Here is a 21,212-nt window from a genome sequence, read left to right on the forward strand (position 1 = left end):
AATTCACCTTGATGATATGGAATAAATGATCTTAATAGTAGGCTGCTTACATGAAGTTTAAGACATATAATTGTTTTGGACAGACCGCTCACTTTGGAGGCAGCTCGCTTATTCTTTCCAATAACATTTCCCTTGTGGTCTTTGCATCGGATCTGCCAGCGGTTTTCTTCATAACCTGGCCTACAAGGAAATTCAGTGACTTTTCCTTGCCTCCAAGGTAGTCCTGCAAAGCCTCCGGATTTTCATCGAGTGCCTCTGTAACCGCCTTTGTGACAATGTCGTCCTCCACTTTTATAAGCCCTTTTTCCTTCACAATGGCTGCAGGAGTGCCTCCATTGTCCAGGATCGTCCTGATGATCTCAATGCCGCTTCTCTCAGTGATCTTATTTCCGGTTATGAGTTCTATGATCTCTACCATGTCTTCGACCTTGAAGGCATCCACGCTGATGTCCCGGTAGTTCAATTCTCCTTTAAGGATGTCAGCTACCCACACAGCAGATGCTCCTGGTTCCACCTGCAGGGCTACGTGCTCGTAGAAATTTGCTACCTTTATGTCAGATGTAAGTGCTTTCGCATGCATATCAGCGATTCCGTACTGCTTTATGAACCGTTCCTTCTTCGCATCAGGAAGCTCAGGCAGTGTCTTTAGCACTTCCGGAACCTTGTCAGCCACTCTCATGGGCACAAGGTCGGGTTCCGGGAAGTAGCGGTAGTCATGTTCTTCCTCCTTCGTACGCATAGAAATTGTGACGCCTCTGGCTTCATCGAAGTGCCGGGTTTCCAGTGTAATCTTGCCACCACGTCTGATGTGGTTCTTCTGCCTCATTATCTCGTAAAGCAGAGCTCTCTCTGCTCCCTTGAAGGAGGAGATGTTCTTGACCTCTACACGGTCTCCGTAAAAGACTGAGACGTTAGCATCCACTCTCATAGCTCCCTCAAGATCACCATTGAATACGTCAAGGTAGTCAAGAATGCTCCTTAGCTTGTCCAGATAGCGCCTCGCTTCCTTTGGGCTTCTCATATCCGGCTCGCTGACTATCTCAATAAGTGTCATTCCGGAGCGGTTGTAGTTAATAAGGGTACCCTTGGACTTATCGATGCTTCCCATATGCTGGAGCCTTCCAGGGTCCTCTTCTATATGAGCACGTGTAATCCCTATTTTGCGCTCTCCGTCCTCGCCTTCAATGCTCACTTCACCACCGCTTGCAATAGGGTAGTCGTACTGGGTGGTCTGGAAACCTTTTGGTAGATCAGGGTAGTAGTAGTTCTTCCTGTGGAACTGAGTTTGCTCCACAATGTTACAGTTCAGTGCAAGCCCTATCTTGATAGCAAACTCAACTGCTCTTTCGTTTATGACCGGCAGTGAGCCGGGGAGTCCCAGGCATACGGGACATACGTGCGTGTTGGGTTCGGAGTCATGGTAGTTCGTGGAACAACCGCAGAACAACTTAGTGTTGAGCTTGTTCAGCTGGACGTGGACCTCCAGTCCTATTCTTACTCCGTCAGGATTCTCGTATACCATCATGCCACCTCCGCAGGTCTTCTGGTGTGATGTTCTGTGTTCTGCTCAAAGCTGTAAGCAGCTTTCAGTATAGTAGCCTCATCGAAGTGTTTACCGATTATCTGCAGTCCAATGGGCAGACCATCTGTAAAACCGCAAGGCAGGGATATGGAAGGCACTCCTGCAAGGTTGATAGGTACAGTGTTCACATCTGCCAGGTATAATGCAAGCGGGTCTTCTACTTTTTCTCCCAGCTTAAAGGCAGGGGTGGGCATGGTAGGTGTTATCAGACAGTCGAACTCTTTGAAAGCAAGATCAAAGTCCTGCTTTACAAGTGTTCTGACCTTCAGGGCTTTCAGGTAGTATTTATCATGGTATCCTGCGGAGAGGGCATAAGTTCCCAGCAGTATCCTGCGCTTGACCTCAGCACCAAAGCCTTCTGCACGTGTGCGGGAAGCCATTACATGCCAGTTCTCTCCTTCGTTCCTGTATCCATATCGTGTTCCATCAAATCTGGCAAGGTTAGAGGATGCTTCGCTCATGGCAATGATATAGTAAGCAGCAAGTGCGTATGATGTGTGTGGCAGAGAGACCTGTTCCCATGATGCTCCCATCTCTTCAAAGAGCTGGATGGCATCCCATACGGAGTTCTCAACTGCCGGGTCAATGCCTGCTCCGAAGTATTCTGCAGGCACACCTATCTTCAGACCGGAGACATCGTCAGCAAGAGCATCTTTGTACACTGTTTCGGTCTTTATTGAAGTGCTGTCCCTTGCATCATGCCCTCCTATTACGTCCATAAGGGTTGCGATGTCGGAAACGCATGTTGCCAGAGGTCCGATCTGTTCCAGAGAGTTGGCGTAGGAGATAAGGCCATATCTGGATATTGTTCCGTATGTGGGTTTAAGGCCCACTACTCCACAGAAGGCGGCTGGGCATCTCACTGAGCCTCCGGTATCAGAACCTACTGATATGGGAGCTTCCCCGGCAGCCACTACAGCAGCGCTGCCACCCGATGAGCCACCTGGCACACGTTCCATGTCCCAGGGATTGAGGGTTGGCCCATAGCAGCTGGATTCGGTGGATGTGCCCATAGCGAACTCATCCATGTTCGTCTTGCCCAGAATGATAGCTCCTGCATCCTTGAGCCTTTCTATGATGTGTGCGTCATAAGGAGGTACATATCCCTGTAATATTTTAGAGGAGCATGTGGTGGATATGCCTTTAGTGGAAATGTTGTCTTTGATCGCTATAGGGATGCCTGCAAGTGGTCCGTTGTGGCCCTGCTCGTCTATTTCCCGTGCCTTATCAATTGCCCCTTCCCATACTGTTGTGTAAGCGTTGATCCTGCTTTTCTTTATCCTTTCGAGGTAGGATGCTGTGACCTCCTCTGCGGATCTCTCTGCTATTTTTTCCTTTATCTGTAAAATGTTTGCCCATCCTGTCATGTCCATTCCTCACATAATCTTCGGGGCTAAGAAGTTGCCTTCCTGTTTCTTTTCGGTATTGGCGAGCACTTCTTCCTGTGGCATGGACGGTCTTACCACATCTTCCCTGAACACGTTCACTATATCTGCCACGTGATAAGTTGGGGGTACATTCTCAGTGTCCACCTCATCCAGCTGGCTGAAGTAGTCCAGCACAGCATTCAGTTTCTCCGCATATGCCTGTGCATCGCTTTCATGGATCTCGATGCGGGCCAGCCATCCCACATGTTCGACCTCTTCTTTTGTGATCATTGTAAGTTCCTCTGAATATGAAATGCATTTTCATTTGGTATATGGTATATAAGGCTTACAAAAGCGTACATCCTATATTAAAAATGTGGGTTCTTTTCACCGGCGTTTTATCATCCGGCGACATCTCTTTTATTCATTGCCTTACAATTATTGTTTATGGCTATTCCTGATTACTGGAAGCACACAAAAGCCAAAGCTATCCCCACAACAGTGAAACTGCAGCAGGTATTCTATCAATACGCAATTCATGGTGACAAGGTAATTGACATCGGATGTGCATGCGGTGATGTATGTGATAAGCTTGGATCTGCCGGTTTTTATGTTATCGGAGTGGATATCAACCAGGACGCTCTGAGGCAGGCAGACTTATCCTCAAAAGAAAAAGAACATCTCAGGGATCCCTTTTTCCTGCAGGCAGATGCTTCACTGCTTCCTTTTGCCAATGGAACATTTGACATTGCCATAATGCAGGCTTTCCTCACTACAGTTGCTACAAAAGAGGTCCGTCACAGGATCATCCGGGAAGCCTGCAGGATACTGAAACCGGGGGGCTATCTCTATCTTGCGGATTTCGGACAGACGTGGCACTCAAAGATATATCGGGAACGCTACATCAATGATCTGCCATTGACAAAAGAGGAAGGTTCCATCATTGCCTATGACCAGAAAACAGGGGATAAAGCCTACATCTCTCATCATTTCACAGAAAAGGAACTTGTGTTCCTGCTGGTTGAGAACGGTTTTGAGATAGAGTTCTTCAGGAACGAGGAGTTTACGACAAGAACGGGTAACAGGATCAATGGATTTGTGATTGTGGGGAGAAAAGGTTAGACAGTATTCTTCTGATTCTCATTTATGTGGTTTTAGTGGACAATGAACAGAAAACGATTTCTATCTGTTTTTACAATATTTGCTCTTCTTATACATCAGAGTAAAGGGATTCGAATGGCAAAAAAAAGAGGTAATGATTATCTGAAAGACAAAGGCTTTCTTTCTCAGAAGCAGGATGGTTATTTTTCACTTCGTCTGCACGTTGCAGGAGGAAATCTTACATCTGAAAACCTCAGATACATCGCTGATGCAGCGGATAAATATGGCAAGGGGTATGTCCATGTGACCTCAAGACAGGGTATTGAGGTTCCTTTTGTACATAATAATAATACGGAAGCCATCAGTTCTTTAATGGATAATGCAGGTATTGCTCCCGGAGCATCCGGAAAAAAGATAAGGGCGATAGTTGCATGCCAGGGTAACAGAGTATGTAGTAATGGTATTATAGATTGTCAGGACATATGCGAAAAAATAGATAAAAAATACTTTGGACAACCGGTTCCTTACAAATTCAAGATCGCAGTAACAGGTTGTCCTGCCTCATGCCTGAGAGTCCAGGAGAACGATTTTGGCATCATGGGAACTGTGCAGCCGAAGTTTGTTGAAGAAAATTGCGTTACATGTGGCCTGTGCAAAAAAGTCTGCAAAGTAGATGCTATAGATATCACTGATGGTGTGCTGACCATTGATCCTGATAAATGTATAATGTGCGGGGAGTGCATCAGGGTCTGCAAAAAGGATGCCATGCAGATTGCAAATGAGGGTTTTACTATCTATGTGGGAGGAAAGGTTGGGAGAAAACCACGCATGGGGATAAGGATCCTTAAAACGGTAAGTGAGCCTGTAATGTATGAAGTATTTGAAAGGACCGTTGCTTATTATCGGGAGCATGCTCTTGAGGGCGAAAGGATCATTGATGTGATAGACAGATACGGTATCAATCACTTTGAGAGAGAGATAGGTTATTCTTTTGATCTGATGAGATAAAATATACTATTATTCAGAGTTAAAAACAGGATTGTTTCATGTGTCAAGTTGTGGATAGAGACTATCAGCTGTTGCCACAACGCCACATAGAGAATCTCAAATTAGGATTTTGATTTAAAAACCTATTCCTTTTTTCGTTGATACTGCTATTCTCTTTTTTTTTGGTCAGTGGTAGCTATAAATATAAAAAATTTTGCTTCTTTATGGATAAAAAATCTATCGAGTATAGAGGAGTCCTCTTCGAGGACTCCATAGAAAACTATCTTTACAGAGAAACTGCCTCTATTTGCCAATTTCTTCATTTTCTCTGTATAGAAGACATTTCACAATACGTTGAACGTACTGTGTATACCAACAAACGTTGGCATTTTAAATATAACGTTTCCTCAATGATAAAGCTCTTTATTGTAAAGTGCTTCAGGAATCTCTCTTATGAAAAAACAGTATCCAGTTTAACAGAAGAAGAAGCTATTATGCTATCGTTCTGTGATAAAAATGGGCAAATAAGACTTCCTTCAGCTGGAACCCTCCATCATTTTGTAAAATATAGACTTGGAGAAGATGGGGTCAATGAACTAATAATAATGGTAGGCGAAAAGATTCTTAAAAGCTCAAAGTTAAAAGACGCCAAGATAGATTCAACACCTCTTGAAGCTTCACGATATGACAAATATGCGGATTATAATCCGCATTATAAATGTAAAATGGACAAAGCTCACATTACAATGATTGGAACTTATCCGGTATTTATGACATATACTAATGGCCTTAGTTCTGATTCTACGGAACTTATCAAACACATACACGCATTAAAGAAAATGGAAGCTAATATTGAATTTTATGCTGCGGATGGAGCTTATGACTCATTCCAAAACAATGCAGATATATGGTATCATCTGAATGCAAAACCAATTATTTCCTACTCTTGTGATGCAGTATTGCACAAAGAAGGTGAAGTAGAGAGGATTGATCATTGGGTGAACAAAATGTGGAAACTTGGTGGAGAGGTTCATACCAAAATAGAAAATAAGCTGAAGTTTCTGTATGAAAATGGAAGACAAGAACAAGTTGGGATGTACCTAAGAAATCAAAACATCCTCGATGAATTATTTTGGGAGTTATACAAGAAAAGAGTAGAATGCGAAAAAGTACATGGCCACATGAAAGATACGATGAACTTCGATGTCAGAAGAATAAGAGTAGAGAGCAGAGCTCTCTACTCTCTGCTGAATTTCGTTTCCTATCAACTATTAGTGCTTACTGAATTGCAAAATAAAGTTAAACTCAGGAATTCGTTTGGGAGGCTATTCTAAAAAAGTACATCAAATTAGAATAGAAATATAAGGAGCTAATTTGATGGCCTCCACATAATCCTTTAAACCCAGCCCATTCCTTAATATAACAGCAAGTACCAATTAAATATTCAGGGAGCTCCATGTTAAGACAACGTTTTGTTCTGGATACTACTGCCCTTACTGACCTGCAGGCAAGGGAGGCAATGGGAGTAGATAGCCTGTGTGAAGGCATGAAGAATATGCTGGAAATGATAGCAAGCGCACGGCTTAAGCTTGGCATTAGTTGCTATGTACCTTTTCCTTCTGTATACAACGAACTTCAGGAATTTGCTAAGAACAATGGATGTGAAACGGATGTCATAGCAAAGATAGACACATGGCTTGTGAAAAAAGCTCCTGACAGATATAATGTCATGATTAATTCCCGCATCTTCCACGAATACGTCTCCTATATGAGAGAGCGCATCAACAAAGGCATGGTAGTCGCCGAAGAGGCCATCTGGGAAGGCTCTACAAAATGTCTTTTGCTGACCACAAAAGCAGAGGACACACAGCAGATTGATTTCGAAATAGAAAAAGGTGTTATAGGGCCGATAGTCGGGAAGTTCAGGAACAAATACCGATCAGCGTTGAGATATGGCATTCTAGACAGCGCTCCAGATATCGATGTGCTCATACTTGCCAAGGAACTGGATGCAGCGGTGGTGGCAAGTGATTTTGGCATACAGAAGTGGGCTGAAGAACTGGGAGTGCGCTTCGTACCGGCACACACATTTCCTATGATATTAAAGGAATATCTGGCTCATGCAAGAGATGCTAATAATCAGATAAAGGATGTTTTTCACGAAAACCTTTAGTTATGTCATCCGAACAAGATAATTCATGTCCCAACCAGGAAAGCTATTAAAGCTGCAAACATTGCCATTTTGAAAAGCCTTGAAGACTTAGCAGCATTCTTTTCTTTTAATATGCCAGCTACTGCTACAACAAAAAGTATGTCAGCTATAAAGACAACAGCCAGATATCTCACGGATAACAGGGATTGCAGATAAGGCAAGGGGCTTGCAAGCACAGCTATAAAACCGATAATAGAAGCAACATAAGCAGCCTTTTCAGGTCCAATGCTTATTGCCAGAGTACTGGCTCCATCCTGCCTGTCCCCTTCAATATCTTCAATGTCCTTGACTATTTCTCTGGCAACGGTGGCAAGGGTTGCAAGCAGGAACAGTACAGATACTGCTTCAATGCCGCCATTGGTATAAAAAACCGCACCTCCGAATAGAAAAGTAGACCCAGTAAGATATCCTACACTAAGATTACCGATGAGTGCAGTGCGTTTTAGTGTTGCAGCATAAAATATCAGCAACAATGAATTGAATAAGGCAATAGCTCCGCATATTGTATTGATGAAAAAAGCAATCATTGTTCCTACAGCAAAAAGTGATATCGAAAAATAGAAAGCTTTAGACTTACTTATCCTACCGGACGGTATTGGCCTTTCAGGTTTGTTAATCCGGTCTATCTCAATATCATAATAGTCGTTTATACCATTTCCGGCTCCTGTTATCAGAAAAACGACTGATCCCACATATATTATCTCATTTAATGGAAAAGGTATTGTTGCAGCATTGCCACTGATTATATTGTATGCTATAAGCACTCCCAAAGCCGCGGAAAAGGCAGCCATCAGGCAGTTCCCATATCTTATCAACTGCAAATATGCACGCATATGAAGCCTGTTATCTTTTCCTTTTAACAGCAAGCATTCTGTCAAGTGACTGTTTTGCCTTGAATCTTATATCTTCCGGCACGGAGATCACATATCTCATATGTTCCATTGAATCTGCAACCGCTCTGAGGTCTATCATCTTCATGTCAGGACACATAGAATAAGGTGATACCGGGTAGAATCTTTTGTTTGGATTCTCTTTCTTAAGCCTGTGCAGAAGACCACTTTCAGTAGCTATTATAAACTCAGTGTTGCTGGATGTTCTTACATAATTGACCATGCCTGTGGTACTGAATATCATGTCGGACATATCAAGCACCTCACGTCTGCATTCAGGATGGGCCAGCACTTCTGCCATGGGGTGCAGGCTCTTAGCTCTCTGCACATCTATTGGAAGTATCTGGTTATGGGTAGGGCAATATCCGACCCAAGGTATGATCTGTTTGTCAGTGTGTCTTGCTACGTAGTCTGCCAGATTCTTGTCCGGTACGAAGATGACTTTATTCTGTTCTACTGAATTCACAACTTCAATAGCATTAGCTGAAGTGCAGCAGATGTCACACTCTGCTTTGATTTCAGCTGTCGTATTCACATAGCATACTACAGCAGCATCAGGATGTTCTTTCTTAAGACTGCGCAGGTCATCCACCCTGGCCATATCGGCCATGGGACACCTTGCATCTATTTCCGGAAGCAGCACTGTCTTACCTGGGCTGAGCACTGCAGCGCTTTCTGCCATGAAATGCACTCCGCAGAAAACTATAACATCTGCTTCAAGCTCTACAGCCTTCTGGCTGAGTTCAAGGGAATCTCCTACAAAATCGGCAACATCCTGTATCTCCTCGCGCTCATAGTTGTGGGCAAGGATCACAGCATTACGCTCTTTTTTGATTTCAGCTATCTTTTCGATCAATTCTCTTGTATCCTGCATATGATCACTGCATTGAGATATTGTTTTGATTTATCTGTTTTCTAACTAATTGATACACTCAAAATACATTATCAAAATTAATAGCAACTATCTGCTGCCCTTTCAGGTACCTATTTGAAGCGGATCTATAATCTTTTTCAATGTAGCAATGGCAGAAAGAGGTGCAAGATAACTACTCTTTGGATTATTGGGTGAAGGTACATTCTCAACTTTAGACGTCAATTTCCCAAAGGCACCCTCCACTGTGATCTCATGGATGTTACGGCAGAGTGCCGGATTGGCTATGATCTTTACTTTTGTTTTTTCGAACCCTGTTCCAGCTAGGCTGAGCGTGGCAGCAACATTCACATTTGCCGGAAATCCTTTTACAGCTTCACTTGCCTTACCTTCAAAGATAACGGTTTTGCTTTTGATCTCATCCAGCTTTATTTTGTTTTGTACCACATAGGGAGCACCGGCTAGTCCCGCAGGAGGTTTCTGTGTTGTCAGTGTAACGGAGTATATCTGTTCTGATGCCGCTGATTTAAGTCCATCGAGCCCCGCAATGGCTCCGGATGGCAAATATATCTTACAGTTCATTTCTTTTGCAATCCCATAAACGGTCTTGAAAAGCCTTTCATCAGCAAAAGCCCCCACGCTCATTATCATTACATCGCATCTCGCATGCAAAGCAGCAGGTACTACTTCATAGACAGCCTCCTGAGAGGCACATTCCACTAACAGGTCTATATGTTTAATCATTTCTTCCGCTTCCATCACGGCAGGCTGAAGATTTACCAAAGAGGATTGCAGTCTTTCAACGTTCTCAGCATTCCTATCATAGATAGCATAAACTTCAGCTTCCATCAATCCATCATCGATCGCTTTACAGATGCAGGTGCCTATTGTGCCACATCCGATTATTCCTATCTTCAGCATTATTGATTCCTTCAGGACAGTTTTTTGACCCACAATGGTCTGTTATATTTATGTGCTAGGGACCTTTATCTCGGATAATAAGTTGTTTGAAAGTTGGGGTGAACGGTTCGTTCTGGATTTTATGGAAAGGCATCGTATATCCTCCAGAGTGTTCCTTGAGTCTAATGCGCCACATGCAACAGGCGAAGAGCTGTTGAATGAAGGCAGAAGCGATAGGAAGAGCGATGCCTCGTCCATAGGGTACATGTATGTCAGAAGATTGTCCAAGTATAAAAAATACTTGCTGAACAGAACTCGTAAGAAAACTGGCAAACAATTTTCCTCGAATCACCTTCAATGGAATGAATCAAAGGAAAGGCTTGTTAAAGTTGAGGATTACAATTTTGATTTGCAGGTACTTTTTGTTGTCTAGCTGTTACAAAATAGCAAAAATCATATGATACATCTGGTGACAGAAAACTTTATATAGTCCCTGTCTCTCTCAAAGAGAGTTGATCTACTTTCAAGCTTCTAATTTCGCCGTCAATGTAAATAACTCTTTATATATAATATTTAAATCTTCATGCTCATTTTGAATAAAAAGTTCATATAATACTTTATGATACTTTATTATAAGTAATAATACTTTAAAAACATCTTTTTTTATATCTTATTCACAATGTGGTCTTAAAATTTAATTTTAAACTCTATAATAGTTTTATTGTATAATTAAGTTCATATGGCCTCCTTGAAGTAACTTCATAGATACTTTTTTCCTATTATTTTTGGTGTGGTACATTTAATATAAGGTTCTAATATGGCTTTAATAAAAAAAAAAGAACGCATAAGGTAAAATATAGAGTATTAGATGTCTTTTTAATCTTTAAATCTATTTTATTGTTTTTTATATCTCCTATTTTTAAATCAAAGGTGTATTTATATTTATTGGTAATAAGTATATTTATATATATCAAATCCAACCTGAATTCATATTAAACGATTAATATTGGTAATTGGGTAGGAACAATCGTATAATGAAATTAGATATTTGTGGGCTGTAGTTTTCAAAATTACAGCTATAGAACATAAATGAAATAGGTTTGATTGCTGCAATATCCTGTTCATGGATATTTGTTCACAGTCGAATCCTTTCTCTCTAAAATAATGTGACATAAGCGGCTATTAATTGCACAAACTAATTTCAATAAATAAAAATAGAGGTACAAATATATGGATAACATCAGTTTCAACTTTTTCGAAAGATTTAGTGCCCACAGGTGGGCTAAATCCCGTCATGTGTTGCTGATTGCTTTATGGTTGAAAAGTTATTTCTTCTCGACAAAAGCTTTATCTACAAAATACAATTTCTCTAGAAATAAAAACAACACCACCTTTAAAAAAATCTCTTCCTCTGTTCTTGGCTTGATATTTTGTTTTCTGTGTTTTTCAGTAGTCGGATCCGGTCTATCTTCAGCAGCAACGGTATATGTCGCTGCGGATGGAAGTGGCGACTACAATTGTAACGGAACGAACGATCACGTTGAAATAAATGAAGCACTTGCATACATAAAAAGTACTGGTGGCGGTACTGTTTATCTTAAGGGTCCAAATACATACTGGATAGATAGCACTCTTAATATCGGTTCAAACATAAAACTCACAGGTGACTCAACCGCTGAAATAAAACTTGTTCCGAAGGCAGGCTGGTCCAGCGGTGTTCCAATGATCCGGGGTGAAACCAGAGCAAGTAATATCGTAATCACTGGCTTTACTATCGATGGAAATAGTGAAAACCAGGGTGTTTCTTTTGGAAGAGGGTATTATGATCTAATATATTTAGAACGTTCTAATAACGTAGAAGTATCTCACATGCTTCTTGAGTGGGGATGCAATGATGGATTAAAAATTAAATGGGGCAACAACGTTGTTTTTACTCACAACAATGTGTACAAAATGGGTCATGATGCTTTTTATGCACTTTACTATAATACAGGTGAAGTTGCATACAACACTGTCTTCACACGGACAAATAGTGCGTGCAGGTTATCCGGTGGTGTATCTGATTTTACTGTCCATGACAATACATTCTATTCTGACGGGGGCGGCACATCAACAGGACCGGCAATAGAGATAGACAAAACCGGTAGCTCAGGAACTTTATCCTTTAATAATATAGATATATATAATAATAAGATACACAGCATAAGGGGTTCAGGTATCTGGATGTTTGCAGCATATACTGACAATGTCATACGGGCAAAGAACGTCCATATACATCACAATACATTTACAAAAGTAGGCCAACACGCTTTAAATACCGGATATACCAATGCAGCGATCACAATGCAGAATTTTGATAATACTATCATCGAGAATAATGTATTTGATGATGGTGGTAATGCTGCAATAAAATGGTATGCATGGTCTCCGATTCCACAGCAAAAGGCACAGTTCACCACCTATGTTAGGAACAATATAATAAAGAACAATGATGGAATGAGTGGAGTTCCAGGCTCAGGAGTGGGTATATGGAATACACAGCCATCCTATGCAAAGTTCATACTTCAGAACAACGAGTTTTACAACAATAAGAATGGTGCTACTAATGCTCCAGTTGCAAATGGCGGAGCTGACAAAACCGTAACTGTTGAATCACCTGTCACTTTCGATGCCAGTGCATCTACTGATGATATCGGCATAGTTTCTTACTCCTGGGATTTCGATGCATCAAATGGCATAACCTCTGAAGCTACAGCTAGGACAACTACAAAGACATATGCAACAGCAGGAACGTATACTGTGACGCTTACTGTTACGGATACGACTGGGCAGAAAGCCACAGACAGAGTAACTGTAGTTGTGAATGCAGCAACAACTACCACTGCTCCATCTATACCACCATCTACGACCACTCCCTCTACAATTCCCAGCCAGGCAGATGCTGCTCCGGTTGCAAATGGCGGAGCTGATAAAACCGTAACTGTTGGCTCACCTGTCGCTTTCGATGCCAGTGCATCTACAGATGATGTTGGCATAGCTTCTTACTCCTGGGATTTCGATGCATCAAATGGCATTACATCTGAAGCTACAGCTAGGACAGCTACAAAGACATATGCAACAGCAGGAACGTATACTGTGACACTTACTGTTACGGATACGACTGGGCAGAAAGCCACAGACAGAGTAACTGTAGTTGTGAATGTAGCAACAACTACCACCGCTCCATCTACATCTACAACTACACCTGCAGTTCCCACCAAAGTAGATACCGTTCCAGTTGCAAATGGCGGAGCTGATAAAACCATAACTGTTGGCTCACCTGTCACTTTCGATGCCAGTGCATCTACAGATGATGTTGGCATAGTTTCTTACTCCTGGGATTTCGATGCATCAAATGGCATAACCTCTGAAGCTACAGCTAGGACAGCTACAAAGACATACACAACAGCAGGGACGTATACTGTGACACTTACTGTTACGGATACGACTGGGCAGAAAGCCACAGATAGAGTAACTGTAGTCGTGAGGGCAGCAACAACTACCACCGCTCCATCTACAACTACACCTGCAGTTCCCACCAAAGTAGATACCGTTCCAGTTGCAAATGGCGGAGCTGATAAAACCGTAACTGTTGGCTCACCTGTCACTTTCGATGCCAGTGCGTCTACAGATGATGTTGGCGTAGCTTCTTACTCCTGGGATTTCGATGCATCAAATGGCATTACATCTGAAGCTACAGCTAGGACAGCTACAAAGACATATGCAACAGTAGGAACGTATACTGCGACACTTACTGTTACGGATACGACTGGACAGAAAGCCACAGACAGAGTAACTGTAGTTGTGAATGCAGCAACAACTACCACCGCTCCATCTACAACTACACCAACTACACCAACATCTCCAGCAGGATCGGTCTCATATTCTCCGACGTATGACAATGGTCTGCGGACTTCATCCCCTACCAGTGTTTTCTCCACTATGAACTATATTGATATTGGAGCGAGTTCAGCTAGTTGCAGGGATCTGATGATGTTCGATCTGAGTAACTACAAAACAACAGATGTAATCTCAAAGGCTACCCTCTCACTATACTGGTATTATCCTGCTACCACACGTACTTCAGATACAGTGGTACAGATCTACAGACCAGCAGCTGACTGGGATCCAAGATATGTAAGCTGGACAAACCGCGCATCCGGCACTTCATGGACCACAGCAGGAGGAAACTGGTATGACAAGAATGGAGCAGCCCAGGGCAGTACACCGTATGCATCCGTTACATTCGCAGCTAGCACAGTGCCCGGTAACAGGTACTATGATTTCGATGTAACTCAGCTGGTACAGGAATATGTGAGTGGCAAGTTCAAGAACACCGGATTTTTCCTGAAGGCCAGGACAGAGAGCGGCAATTACATTGCTTTCTACAGCTCAGAATGGTCTAATGCTGCACAGAGACCTAAGTTAACAGTTTCAACAGGTCAATCCAGCAGTTCAACAGTTCTCAGCCATGCAGATGCTGCTCCAGTTGCAAATGGCGGAGCTGACAAAACCATAACTGTTGGCTCACCTGTCACTTTCGATGCCAGTGCATCTACAGATGATGTTGGCATAGCTTCTTACTCCTGGGATTTCGATGCATCAAATGGCATTACATCTGAAGCTACAGCTAGGACAGCTACAAAGACATACACAACAGCAGGAACGTATACTGCGACACTTACTGTTACGGATACGACTGGGCAGAAAGCCACAGACAGAGTAACTGTAGTTGTGAATGCAGCAACAACTACCACCGCTCCATCTACAACTACACCTACACCTGCAGTTCCCACCAAAGTAGATACCGTTCCAGTTGCAAATGGCGGAGCTGACAAAACCGTAACTGTTGGCTCACCTGTCACTTTCGATGCCAGTGCATCTACAGATGATGTTGGCATAGCTTCTTACTCCTGGGATTTCGATGCATCAAATGGCATTACATCTGAAGCTACAGCTAGGACAGCTACAAAGACATATGCAACAGCAGGAACGTATACTGCGACACTTACTGTTACGGATACGACTGGGCAGAAAGCCACAGACAGAGTAACTGTAGTCGTGAGGGCAGCAACAACTACCACCGCTCCATCTACATCTACAACTACACCTGCAGTTCCCACCAAAGTAGATACCGTTCCAGTTGCAAATGGCGGAGCTGATAAAACCGTAACTGTTGGCTCACCTGTCGCTTTCGATGCCAGTGCATCTACTGATGATGTTGGCATAGCTTCTTACTCCTGGGATTTCGATGCATCAAATGGCATAACCTCTGAAGCTACCGGTAGGACAACTACAAAGACATACACAACAGCAGGAACGTATACTGTGACACTTACTGTTACGGATACGACTGGGCAGAAAGCCACAGACAGAGTAACTGTAGTTGTGAATGCAGCAACAACTACCACCGCTCCATCTACAACTACACCAACTACACCAACATCTCCAGCAGGATCGGTCTCATATTCTCCGACCTATGACAATGGTCTGCGGACTTCATCCCCTACTAGTGTTTTCTCCACTACTAACTATATTGATATTGGAGCGAGTTCAGCTAGTTGCAGGGATCTAATGATGTTCGATTTGAGTAAGTATAAAACCACAGATAAAATCTCCAAGGCTACTCTCTCACTATACTGGTATCACCCATCAGATACCACACGTGCTTCAGACACAGTGGTAGAGATATACAGGCCAGCTGCTGACTGGGATCCCGGGTATGTAAGCTGGAACAACCGTGCATCTGGTACTCTATGGACCACAGCAGGAGGAAACTGGTATGATCGAAACGGAGCTGCTCAGGGCATTACGCCGTATGCATCCGTTACATTCCCGGCCCGGGCAGTGCCCGGTAACAGGTACTATGATTTCGATGTCACTCAGCTGGTGCAGGAATATGTGAGTGCTAAGTACAAGAACACCGGTTTCTTCCTCAAGGCCAGGACAGAGGGCGGTAATTATATTGCATTCTACAGTTCTGAATGGTCCAATGCTGCACAGAGGCCAAAGTTAACTGTGACCATCTGATGAAATACAATCTGTTGAGAGCGAAAAATAACTTCGCTCTGCCCTTTTATCTTTTTATGCAGTGTATTTGTTTAAATCTTAATATATATGTGGGCCTGGCACGCCCTTTTATTTTAAAAAATCTTAAAGGTCATAGTTTACCTGGAATTTGAAAATGATATATCTGCATATACCAATAATGAAGTATCAGGTTGTGAGCCTCTTATACAGCATTGGAAGGATCTCTGGAAGTGAACTGGCATCATCTATTATTGTGTATCCGGCATCAGAGAAAATATTATCTAGATATTTGCCGGGACTCTGATCCACAGTTATGCAGAACAAATGTATTCCCTTGGAGTTTGCTTCCTTTATTGCTACTCTGGCATCCTCTTCAGCAATTCTTTCTTTGTATGCACTTTCTCCCAAGGAACTATCGAAGGGTTCACCATCGGATAACAGTATTATTATCTTTGTTTTCGCATCTATCTTATTAAGTTTTCGTACCGAATGGCGGATAGCAGACCCGAGCCTTGTGTTGGATACCGGCTCCATCAGACTTATCCTGCGTGCAACGTTGTCCGATAGTTTCTCATTGAACTCCTTTATGATAAAGTATTCAACATCATCCCTTGTCTGACCGGAAAATGCATAGATGGCATACTTGTCTCCTATACTTTCAAGAGCCTGTATCATGATGATAAGAGAGTCTTTTTCAACATCAACTATACTCTTTTCCTCATAGCCCACAATTTTATGGGTGGAATAACTGACATCTATAAGAAAAAGAGTTGCCACATCCCTTTCATGCTTATCCCATCTGAGATACAGCCTGCCATCAGGATTTACCCCGCATTTTTTCTGTATCAGGGAATCGATGAAGGCATCGATATCGATCTCACTTCCATCGATCTGTTCCTTAACCCTGCGGAATGCTTCCGGCTTCATCTCCTTGAATACATGCTTTATCAGGGAGATCTCATGTCTGTAATGTTCTGATGAATTTTTATAATAATCACTGGACATGCCAAAAGGCTCGATCTCGCTGACCGTACACCAGTCCTTTTTGTAGTCATTGATCACTGCATCCCATTCATCATACCTGTAACTACCCAGTATCTTCCAGTTCCTGGAAGTGGCATAGGTTGGCTTAAGTTTTAACTTTCTTTCCTTTAACATTTCCTTATCTGCTTCCGGCCCCACTTCACTTTCGGGAATGAAACTCCTTATAACATTCTCATGCGAATTGGGCGAAAAGGGGTCCTGCCTGCTATACGTTTCGATATCTACTCCGCGATAATCTATGTTCTTCAGTACCTCGTACTCCTTCTGGCTTAACGGCCCCATCTTGTCATCAAGCATGGTATATATTTTGAAGGTCGTATCAAGGGAGTCAAGGATAGACGATCCTTCGTAGAAGATCCTGTCCTTCAGCAGAATCCCTGCCTGATCAAGAAGATCTTTTGTAGCTTTGTTTATCTTGTAAACAGGTTCATGTCCTATGGAGATCCACAGAAGTGATTCCATGAATGTTTCAAGGTCGCCTTTTGGGGCAGACCTTGTCAGAAGCATCTGGTATCTTATTCTCTCAAGGTCTAAGCGAACACCCTTGTAACATTGCATTATCCTGTACTCGACCCTGGTGTCTTCCAGAATGCCGAGTATTGTTCCTGCCAGTACTTTGTTGGGAAACAGAGCTATGATCTCAGCGATATCAATGATACCTTCAGGCTGCAGCCCTGAAAAATGAGTTCTTTTAATAATGGTAGTGTACCTGCTTCTGATATCCCCCATCAGCCTTGCTGCCACATCATGTTCTATCTTATGGGAACTGAACTGTAAATGGCCGACTTCATGCATTATGCTCAGCTTGTATATCCTGAAGTTATCTTCAATATCACCATATTTTTTGATCATGGGTGAAAGGTAGATGGTCTTGCCTGCAATCACAGGATTTATGTCATTGGTTTCTTGCTCTATCTGTAACATCCTTCGGGGTAGAATGTTAAAATTAACACCTGACAATCCAAGGGCATAATATCTTAGGATGCTTATGGTCTCATTGAGTGCCGCTGACCCCTTAAGCTCTTCAATTAACTCCTTTGATCTATCAGAATTCAGGGAAAAATAAGTTTTTCCAATGAATGGATCCTCTTCAAAGAGAACTATACCTTTCAGGGCCCACTCTTCCAGTTCACTGACCTGAAGGTCCTTTAAGAGCTCAGCTGAATGTAAAAAATAATCAATTGCCAGGTCCTTGCCCTGATCAAATATTTTTATGCCGATACCTACCCATTTCCTGATGCTATCAGGTCCTGTGTTCTGCATTGCCTCAGGAAGCTTCTCAAAAAAAGCTCCTGCAAGATCGAGGTCCTTATCAAGCAGCATACGGGCAGTTCTGAGCAGTTCGTCATGATATGTTGAACTGCTTTTTTGCAGAGCACTTATAAAACTCCTGTAATAAGCGAGCTCCAAAATACAGCTTTCTTTTGAGCTGTCTTCTTTGGGGAACAGGGCTTCTATTACTTCTTCAAGCTCTTCTTCACCGGGATCTGTTTGTTTGGCGATATCTTCTGACAAGATGTCTCTTCACTCCAGGATATCATTGCTTCTATCATCGATACTCTTCTGCAGGTCAAGATTCTTCTCGATAACCTTTCCTTTATGTGAGATATCCTTGGATCAACTCCAAGGCATCCTGTTTGATAAGATCTTTAAAAAACTTGTTGTTACTTCTTTATATTAACTGTGCCGGAATAACTACAGGTCTATGTTGCTGGTATCTTATTTGTCTAATAAAGTAAAAATCAATGCATTTCTGCATACTCTAATTAAAAATGAATACTATCTTGGTTGATAAGATTAATAAGTTTCTATAGTTCTTTAAGGAGGCGCAGACCAACACGGCTGCTATTGCGGCGGGCATCTGGAGGGTAGTAATAACGACTTGCACATCTGCAGCCCACAGCAGATGTTTGCCAGCTTCCACCACGCAAAACCCGCATCATTTTGGAAGAACTCTCAATATCCTCCCGAGGACTACCATCTACAGGCGCACCTTCGTAACTATCCTTGTAAACGTCCAGTACCCATTCCCAGAGATTTCCGTGCATGTCATATAATCCCCATAGGTTAGGTTTCTTTTGTCCCACAGGATGGGTTCCGACATCTAAGTTCTCACAATAACAATATTCCTCTAATTTTGACTCACTGTCGCCAAATGCATATCTGGTAGAAGTACCAGCTCTACAGGCATACTCCCATTCAGCCTCAGAGGGTAGACGGTATTTATCAGTACCCTCTTTTTCATTGATCTTTTTTACAAATTCCTGTGCATTATTCCACGAAACCCTGTCAACTGGCCTGTCATCCCCTCTAAATTTAGAAGGATTACTATCCATTATCTCAACCCACTGTTTTTGTGTTACCAAATACTTACCTAGATAGAAAGATTTTTTTATTTTTACCGTATGAACAGGTTGCTCATTGTTGTACCAGTTATTTTCATGCGATAATGAACCCATTTCAAATTCACCCGCAGGAATTTGTATAAATTTCATATCAATAGAATTGGTATAAATTATAGGAAATCCATCTCTCATTTCTTCCTTTGTCAGCCATTTAGTTACTTCTTCTTCTTTTCTGGTATCTCTTTTCTCCATTGCCTTCATCCCAATCTAATTATAATAGAAGTAATATAAACAGTCTAAATTTGTTACTCCTCATTGGTAGTTGCAGTAAGCAACATATGCTACTGTGAAAAGCAGTTCATAGAAAATCGATACTGATGCTTCCCATCTTTTTGGTGAGGGTACCAGACATGAAACCTGCCTCTATGAAACAAACGTGCATAACTGCACATGGAACAAGACATGTGGAAGTACATCTCGCTTCCCTGGCCTTTTGCATAACAATGTTCTCTTTTATATCAAATAACTCCATCATTGGAACTTCCAGATGGGATATTTCTTTAATCTTCTCACAAGGTGTATCGATATCTACAATTATGTTTTGTCCATTCATTTTTCCCCTTATTATATGAGTGAACCCACATATCTTGGAATTAACCTTCACTTCAGTCATGAAACTCCTCCTGGTTTTATTGTCATTAAGGTTTTTTAAAACAAGATTTCATCGATTCCCATAGGATTTCCATCTCTTCCGGAGGCGTATTCAGTGGTATCTCACATCCGGTGGATAATATGAATCCCTTCTCAGGAGCTGCAGCCATACAACTCTTTACTTCGGCGGCAACATTGCTGACACATCCGGAATGGAATGAATAGGGATTGATATTTCCCATAAGGCATATTGAATCGTTCAAGTCTTTGAAATCCCTGAAACAATATCTTGCATTACAACCAATGTGCTTCTGATTGTGGAGTTTAAGGCAATCGATCCCATATTTCTTACCGAGTGATTCCACATTTCCAAAGGAGAAATTCAAAGCATCAGGTTCAAGAGCCATTTCCAGTTCATGGAATGCATGGTTTGCACAGTTATGAGATATTACATAACCGCCCCTATCCTGTATGTGTGAGTATAATTTCTTAGAGTAATCAAAACCAAATTCCTTTGCCATTTCCAAACTGAAAAGGTCCGAAGTGCTGCCGCCGTTCTCAATGAATGCACCGTCTGCTCCTGCATCAAGCAATACATCTGCAAAGGTGATACAACTATCAGTGAGAACATCAAGCAGTGCATGAAAATTATCTCTATCCGTCATCATTTCGATGAACACCCTGCTTACATCCATTAACTGGGAAGCAAGCATGAAAGGAGTCAGGATTGCACAGCTGATAAAAACCTCATCTCCAAGCTGTTTTTTGAGTAACACTATGGATTCTTTAATGGTTTTTACTCTTTCTGAGCGTTCTATGTGAATCGGATCTATATTCTCATATTCTTTTACAGATTTTAACGGAAATTTTGCAATTGAAGGATAACCATCTTTCTTGATGTTTATTTTAGCCCCTAAGGCCTCTGCTTCCACAAGCAAACATCCCCATGGGGACATTACATTATCATGGTGATACATTTCCCTTGCTAATATTTGTGCTCTGGTGATCCCTTTAGCGGAGTAGTAAACATCCCCCATGGTTGCATTCATGCGGTTAAGTACCGCATTACCGGCCCCAAACCACAAATAGCCCAATGGTACCCTGTCCACTTCTTTTAATTCAAGAGCGTTGATAAAACGTTCCTTTGAAGTCATCTCATCAAGCATAAAAATTCTCCTCATGACTTTTGAAAA

General features: G+C 42.1%; 16 protein-coding genes. 6 read left to right on the forward strand and 10 right to left on the reverse strand.

The window, feature by feature from the left end; genetic code table 11:
• Positions 1–88 precede the first annotated feature (88 nt).
• Genes gatB through gatC form a run of 3 tightly spaced genes read right to left on the reverse strand, consistent with a single transcriptional unit; the run spans position 89 to position 3,240 of the window.
• Positions 89–1,522 carry an Asp-tRNA(Asn)/Glu-tRNA(Gln) amidotransferase subunit GatB gene (gene gatB / locus METHO_RS01635; RefSeq protein WP_015323773.1) on the reverse strand — a complete coding sequence of 478 codons (1,434 nt, stop codon included), beginning with the start codon at positions 1,520–1,522 and terminating at the stop codon, positions 89–91.
• Positions 1,522–2,949, reverse strand: coding sequence for an Asp-tRNA(Asn)/Glu-tRNA(Gln) amidotransferase subunit GatA (gene gatA, locus METHO_RS01640; RefSeq protein WP_015323774.1), 1,428 nt, complete (start codon positions 2,947–2,949; stop codon positions 1,522–1,524). Before gatA ends, gatB begins: the two co-directional genes overlap by 1 nt.
• Positions 2,950–2,958: 9 nt before the next feature.
• Positions 2,959–3,240 (reverse strand): Asp-tRNA(Asn)/Glu-tRNA(Gln) amidotransferase subunit GatC, encoded by a 282-nt coding sequence (gene gatC / locus METHO_RS01645; RefSeq protein ID WP_015323775.1) that lies wholly within the window; start codon positions 3,238–3,240, stop codon positions 2,959–2,961.
• A gap of 156 nt (positions 3,241–3,396) precedes the next feature.
• Here gatC and METHO_RS01650 point away from each other — a divergent pair, with 156 nt between their 5' ends.
• The 4 genes from METHO_RS01650 (at position 3,397) to METHO_RS01665 (ending at position 7,210) form a co-directional block, all read left to right on the forward strand.
• Positions 3,397–4,071: a class I SAM-dependent methyltransferase gene (locus tag METHO_RS01650; RefSeq protein WP_015323776.1), complete on the forward strand. Its 675-nt coding sequence runs from the start codon at positions 3,397–3,399 to the stop codon at positions 4,069–4,071.
• Between the two features lie 114 nt (positions 4,072–4,185).
• Positions 4,186–5,058 carry a 4Fe-4S binding protein gene (locus METHO_RS01655; RefSeq protein WP_015323777.1) on the forward strand — a complete coding sequence of 291 codons (873 nt, stop codon included), beginning with the start codon at positions 4,186–4,188 and terminating at the stop codon, positions 5,056–5,058.
• A 203-nt stretch (positions 5,059–5,261) separates the two neighbouring features.
• A complete protein-coding gene (locus tag METHO_RS01660; RefSeq protein ID WP_015323778.1) occupies positions 5,262–6,371 on the forward strand; it encodes a transposase in 1,110 nt (369 codons plus the stop codon).
• Positions 6,372–6,493: 122 nt separating this feature from the next.
• The gene (locus METHO_RS01665) at positions 6,494–7,210 is read left to right on the forward strand and encodes an RNA ligase partner protein (protein WP_015323779.1); all 717 of its coding nucleotides are present in this window, start codon (positions 6,494–6,496) and stop codon (positions 7,208–7,210) included.
• A gap of 23 nt (positions 7,211–7,233) precedes the next feature.
• Here METHO_RS01665 and METHO_RS01670 read toward each other — a convergent pair whose 3' ends face one another.
• The 3 genes from METHO_RS01670 to METHO_RS01680 form a co-directional block, all read right to left on the reverse strand.
• Positions 7,234–8,082: a geranylgeranylglycerol-phosphate geranylgeranyltransferase gene (locus tag METHO_RS01670; RefSeq protein WP_015323780.1), complete on the reverse strand. Its 849-nt coding sequence runs from the start codon at positions 8,080–8,082 to the stop codon at positions 7,234–7,236.
• A 10-nt stretch (positions 8,083–8,092) separates the two neighbouring features.
• Positions 8,093–9,013 carry a quinolinate synthase NadA gene (gene nadA, locus METHO_RS01675; protein ID WP_015323781.1) on the reverse strand — a complete coding sequence of 307 codons (921 nt, stop codon included), beginning with the start codon at positions 9,011–9,013 and terminating at the stop codon, positions 8,093–8,095.
• A 102-nt stretch (positions 9,014–9,115) separates the two neighbouring features.
• The gene (locus METHO_RS01680; protein ID WP_015323782.1) at positions 9,116–9,931 is read right to left on the reverse strand and encodes an aspartate dehydrogenase; all 816 of its coding nucleotides are present in this window, start codon (positions 9,929–9,931) and stop codon (positions 9,116–9,118) included.
• Positions 9,932–10,013: 82 nt separating this feature from the next.
• Between METHO_RS01680 and METHO_RS01685 the strand changes: the two genes are divergently transcribed.
• Together METHO_RS01685 and METHO_RS01690 are read left to right on the forward strand one after the other, a co-directional pair.
• Positions 10,014–10,343, forward strand: a complete 330-nt coding sequence (locus METHO_RS01685) for a hypothetical protein (RefSeq protein WP_156810995.1) — start codon at positions 10,014–10,016, stop codon at positions 10,341–10,343.
• 797 nt (positions 10,344–11,140) lie between these two features.
• On the forward strand, positions 11,141–15,979 hold the full coding sequence (locus METHO_RS01690; protein ID WP_015323784.1) for a disaggregatase related repeat-containing protein: 4,839 nt from the start codon (positions 11,141–11,143) through the stop codon (positions 15,977–15,979).
• 186 nt (positions 15,980–16,165) lie between these two features.
• On the opposite strand, the gene METHO_RS01695 is transcribed toward METHO_RS01690, so the two are convergent.
• The 4 genes from METHO_RS01695 to METHO_RS01710 form a co-directional block, all read right to left on the reverse strand.
• Positions 16,166–18,538, reverse strand: a complete 2,373-nt coding sequence (locus METHO_RS01695; RefSeq protein ID WP_015323786.1) for a nitric oxide reductase activation protein NorD — start codon at positions 18,536–18,538, stop codon at positions 16,166–16,168.
• 293 nt (positions 18,539–18,831) lie between these two features.
• The gene (locus tag METHO_RS01700) at positions 18,832–19,620 is read right to left on the reverse strand and encodes a formylglycine-generating enzyme family protein (protein WP_015323787.1); all 789 of its coding nucleotides are present in this window, start codon (positions 19,618–19,620) and stop codon (positions 18,832–18,834) included.
• A 106-nt stretch (positions 19,621–19,726) separates the two neighbouring features.
• Positions 19,727–20,041, reverse strand: coding sequence for a DUF6951 family protein (locus METHO_RS01705; RefSeq protein ID WP_015323788.1), 315 nt, complete (start codon positions 20,039–20,041; stop codon positions 19,727–19,729).
• Positions 20,042–20,066: 25 nt separating this feature from the next.
• Positions 20,067–21,185, reverse strand: a complete 1,119-nt coding sequence (locus METHO_RS01710) for a uroporphyrinogen decarboxylase family protein (RefSeq protein WP_015323789.1) — start codon at positions 21,183–21,185, stop codon at positions 20,067–20,069.
• Positions 21,186–21,212 lie beyond the last annotated feature (27 nt).

Origin of the sequence: Methanomethylovorans hollandica DSM 15978, from assembly GCF_000328665.1 — an archaeon.
GTDB classification, from domain to species: domain Archaea; phylum Halobacteriota; class Methanosarcinia; order Methanosarcinales; family Methanosarcinaceae; genus Methanomethylovorans; species Methanomethylovorans hollandica.

What these genes read in the sequence shown, in the direction of transcription:
- gatB (WP_015323773.1), bottom strand. Translation starts at nt 1,522, where the DNA reads ATGGTATACGAGAATCCTGACGGAGTAAGAATAGGACTGGAGGTCCAC.
- gatA (WP_015323774.1), bottom strand. Translation starts at nt 2,949, where the DNA reads ATGACAGGATGGGCAAACATTTTACAGATAAAGGAAAAAATAGCAGAG.
- gatC (WP_015323775.1), bottom strand. Translation starts at nt 3,240, where the DNA reads ATGATCACAAAAGAAGAGGTCGAACATGTGGGATGGCTGGCCCGCATC.
- METHO_RS01650 (WP_015323776.1), top strand. Translation starts at nt 3,397, where the DNA reads ATGGCTATTCCTGATTACTGGAAGCACACAAAAGCCAAAGCTATCCCC.
- METHO_RS01655 (WP_015323777.1), top strand. Translation starts at nt 4,186, where the DNA reads ATGGCAAAAAAAAGAGGTAATGATTATCTGAAAGACAAAGGCTTTCTT.
- METHO_RS01660 (WP_015323778.1), top strand. Translation starts at nt 5,262, where the DNA reads ATGGATAAAAAATCTATCGAGTATAGAGGAGTCCTCTTCGAGGACTCC.
- METHO_RS01665 (WP_015323779.1), top strand. Translation starts at nt 6,494, where the DNA reads ATGTTAAGACAACGTTTTGTTCTGGATACTACTGCCCTTACTGACCTG.
- METHO_RS01670 (WP_015323780.1), bottom strand. Translation starts at nt 8,082, where the DNA reads ATGCGTGCATATTTGCAGTTGATAAGATATGGGAACTGCCTGATGGCT.
- nadA (WP_015323781.1), bottom strand. Translation starts at nt 9,013, where the DNA reads ATGCAGGATACAAGAGAATTGATCGAAAAGATAGCTGAAATCAAAAAA.
- METHO_RS01680 (WP_015323782.1), bottom strand. Translation starts at nt 9,931, where the DNA reads ATGCTGAAGATAGGAATAATCGGATGTGGCACAATAGGCACCTGCATC.
- METHO_RS01690 (WP_015323784.1), top strand. Translation starts at nt 11,141, where the DNA reads ATGGATAACATCAGTTTCAACTTTTTCGAAAGATTTAGTGCCCACAGG.
- METHO_RS01700 (WP_015323787.1), bottom strand. Translation starts at nt 19,620, where the DNA reads ATGGAGAAAAGAGATACCAGAAAAGAAGAAGAAGTAACTAAATGGCTG.
- METHO_RS01705 (WP_015323788.1), bottom strand. Translation starts at nt 20,041, where the DNA reads ATGACTGAAGTGAAGGTTAATTCCAAGATATGTGGGTTCACTCATATA.
- METHO_RS01710 (WP_015323789.1), bottom strand. Translation starts at nt 21,185, where the DNA reads ATGCTTGATGAGATGACTTCAAAGGAACGTTTTATCAACGCTCTTGAA.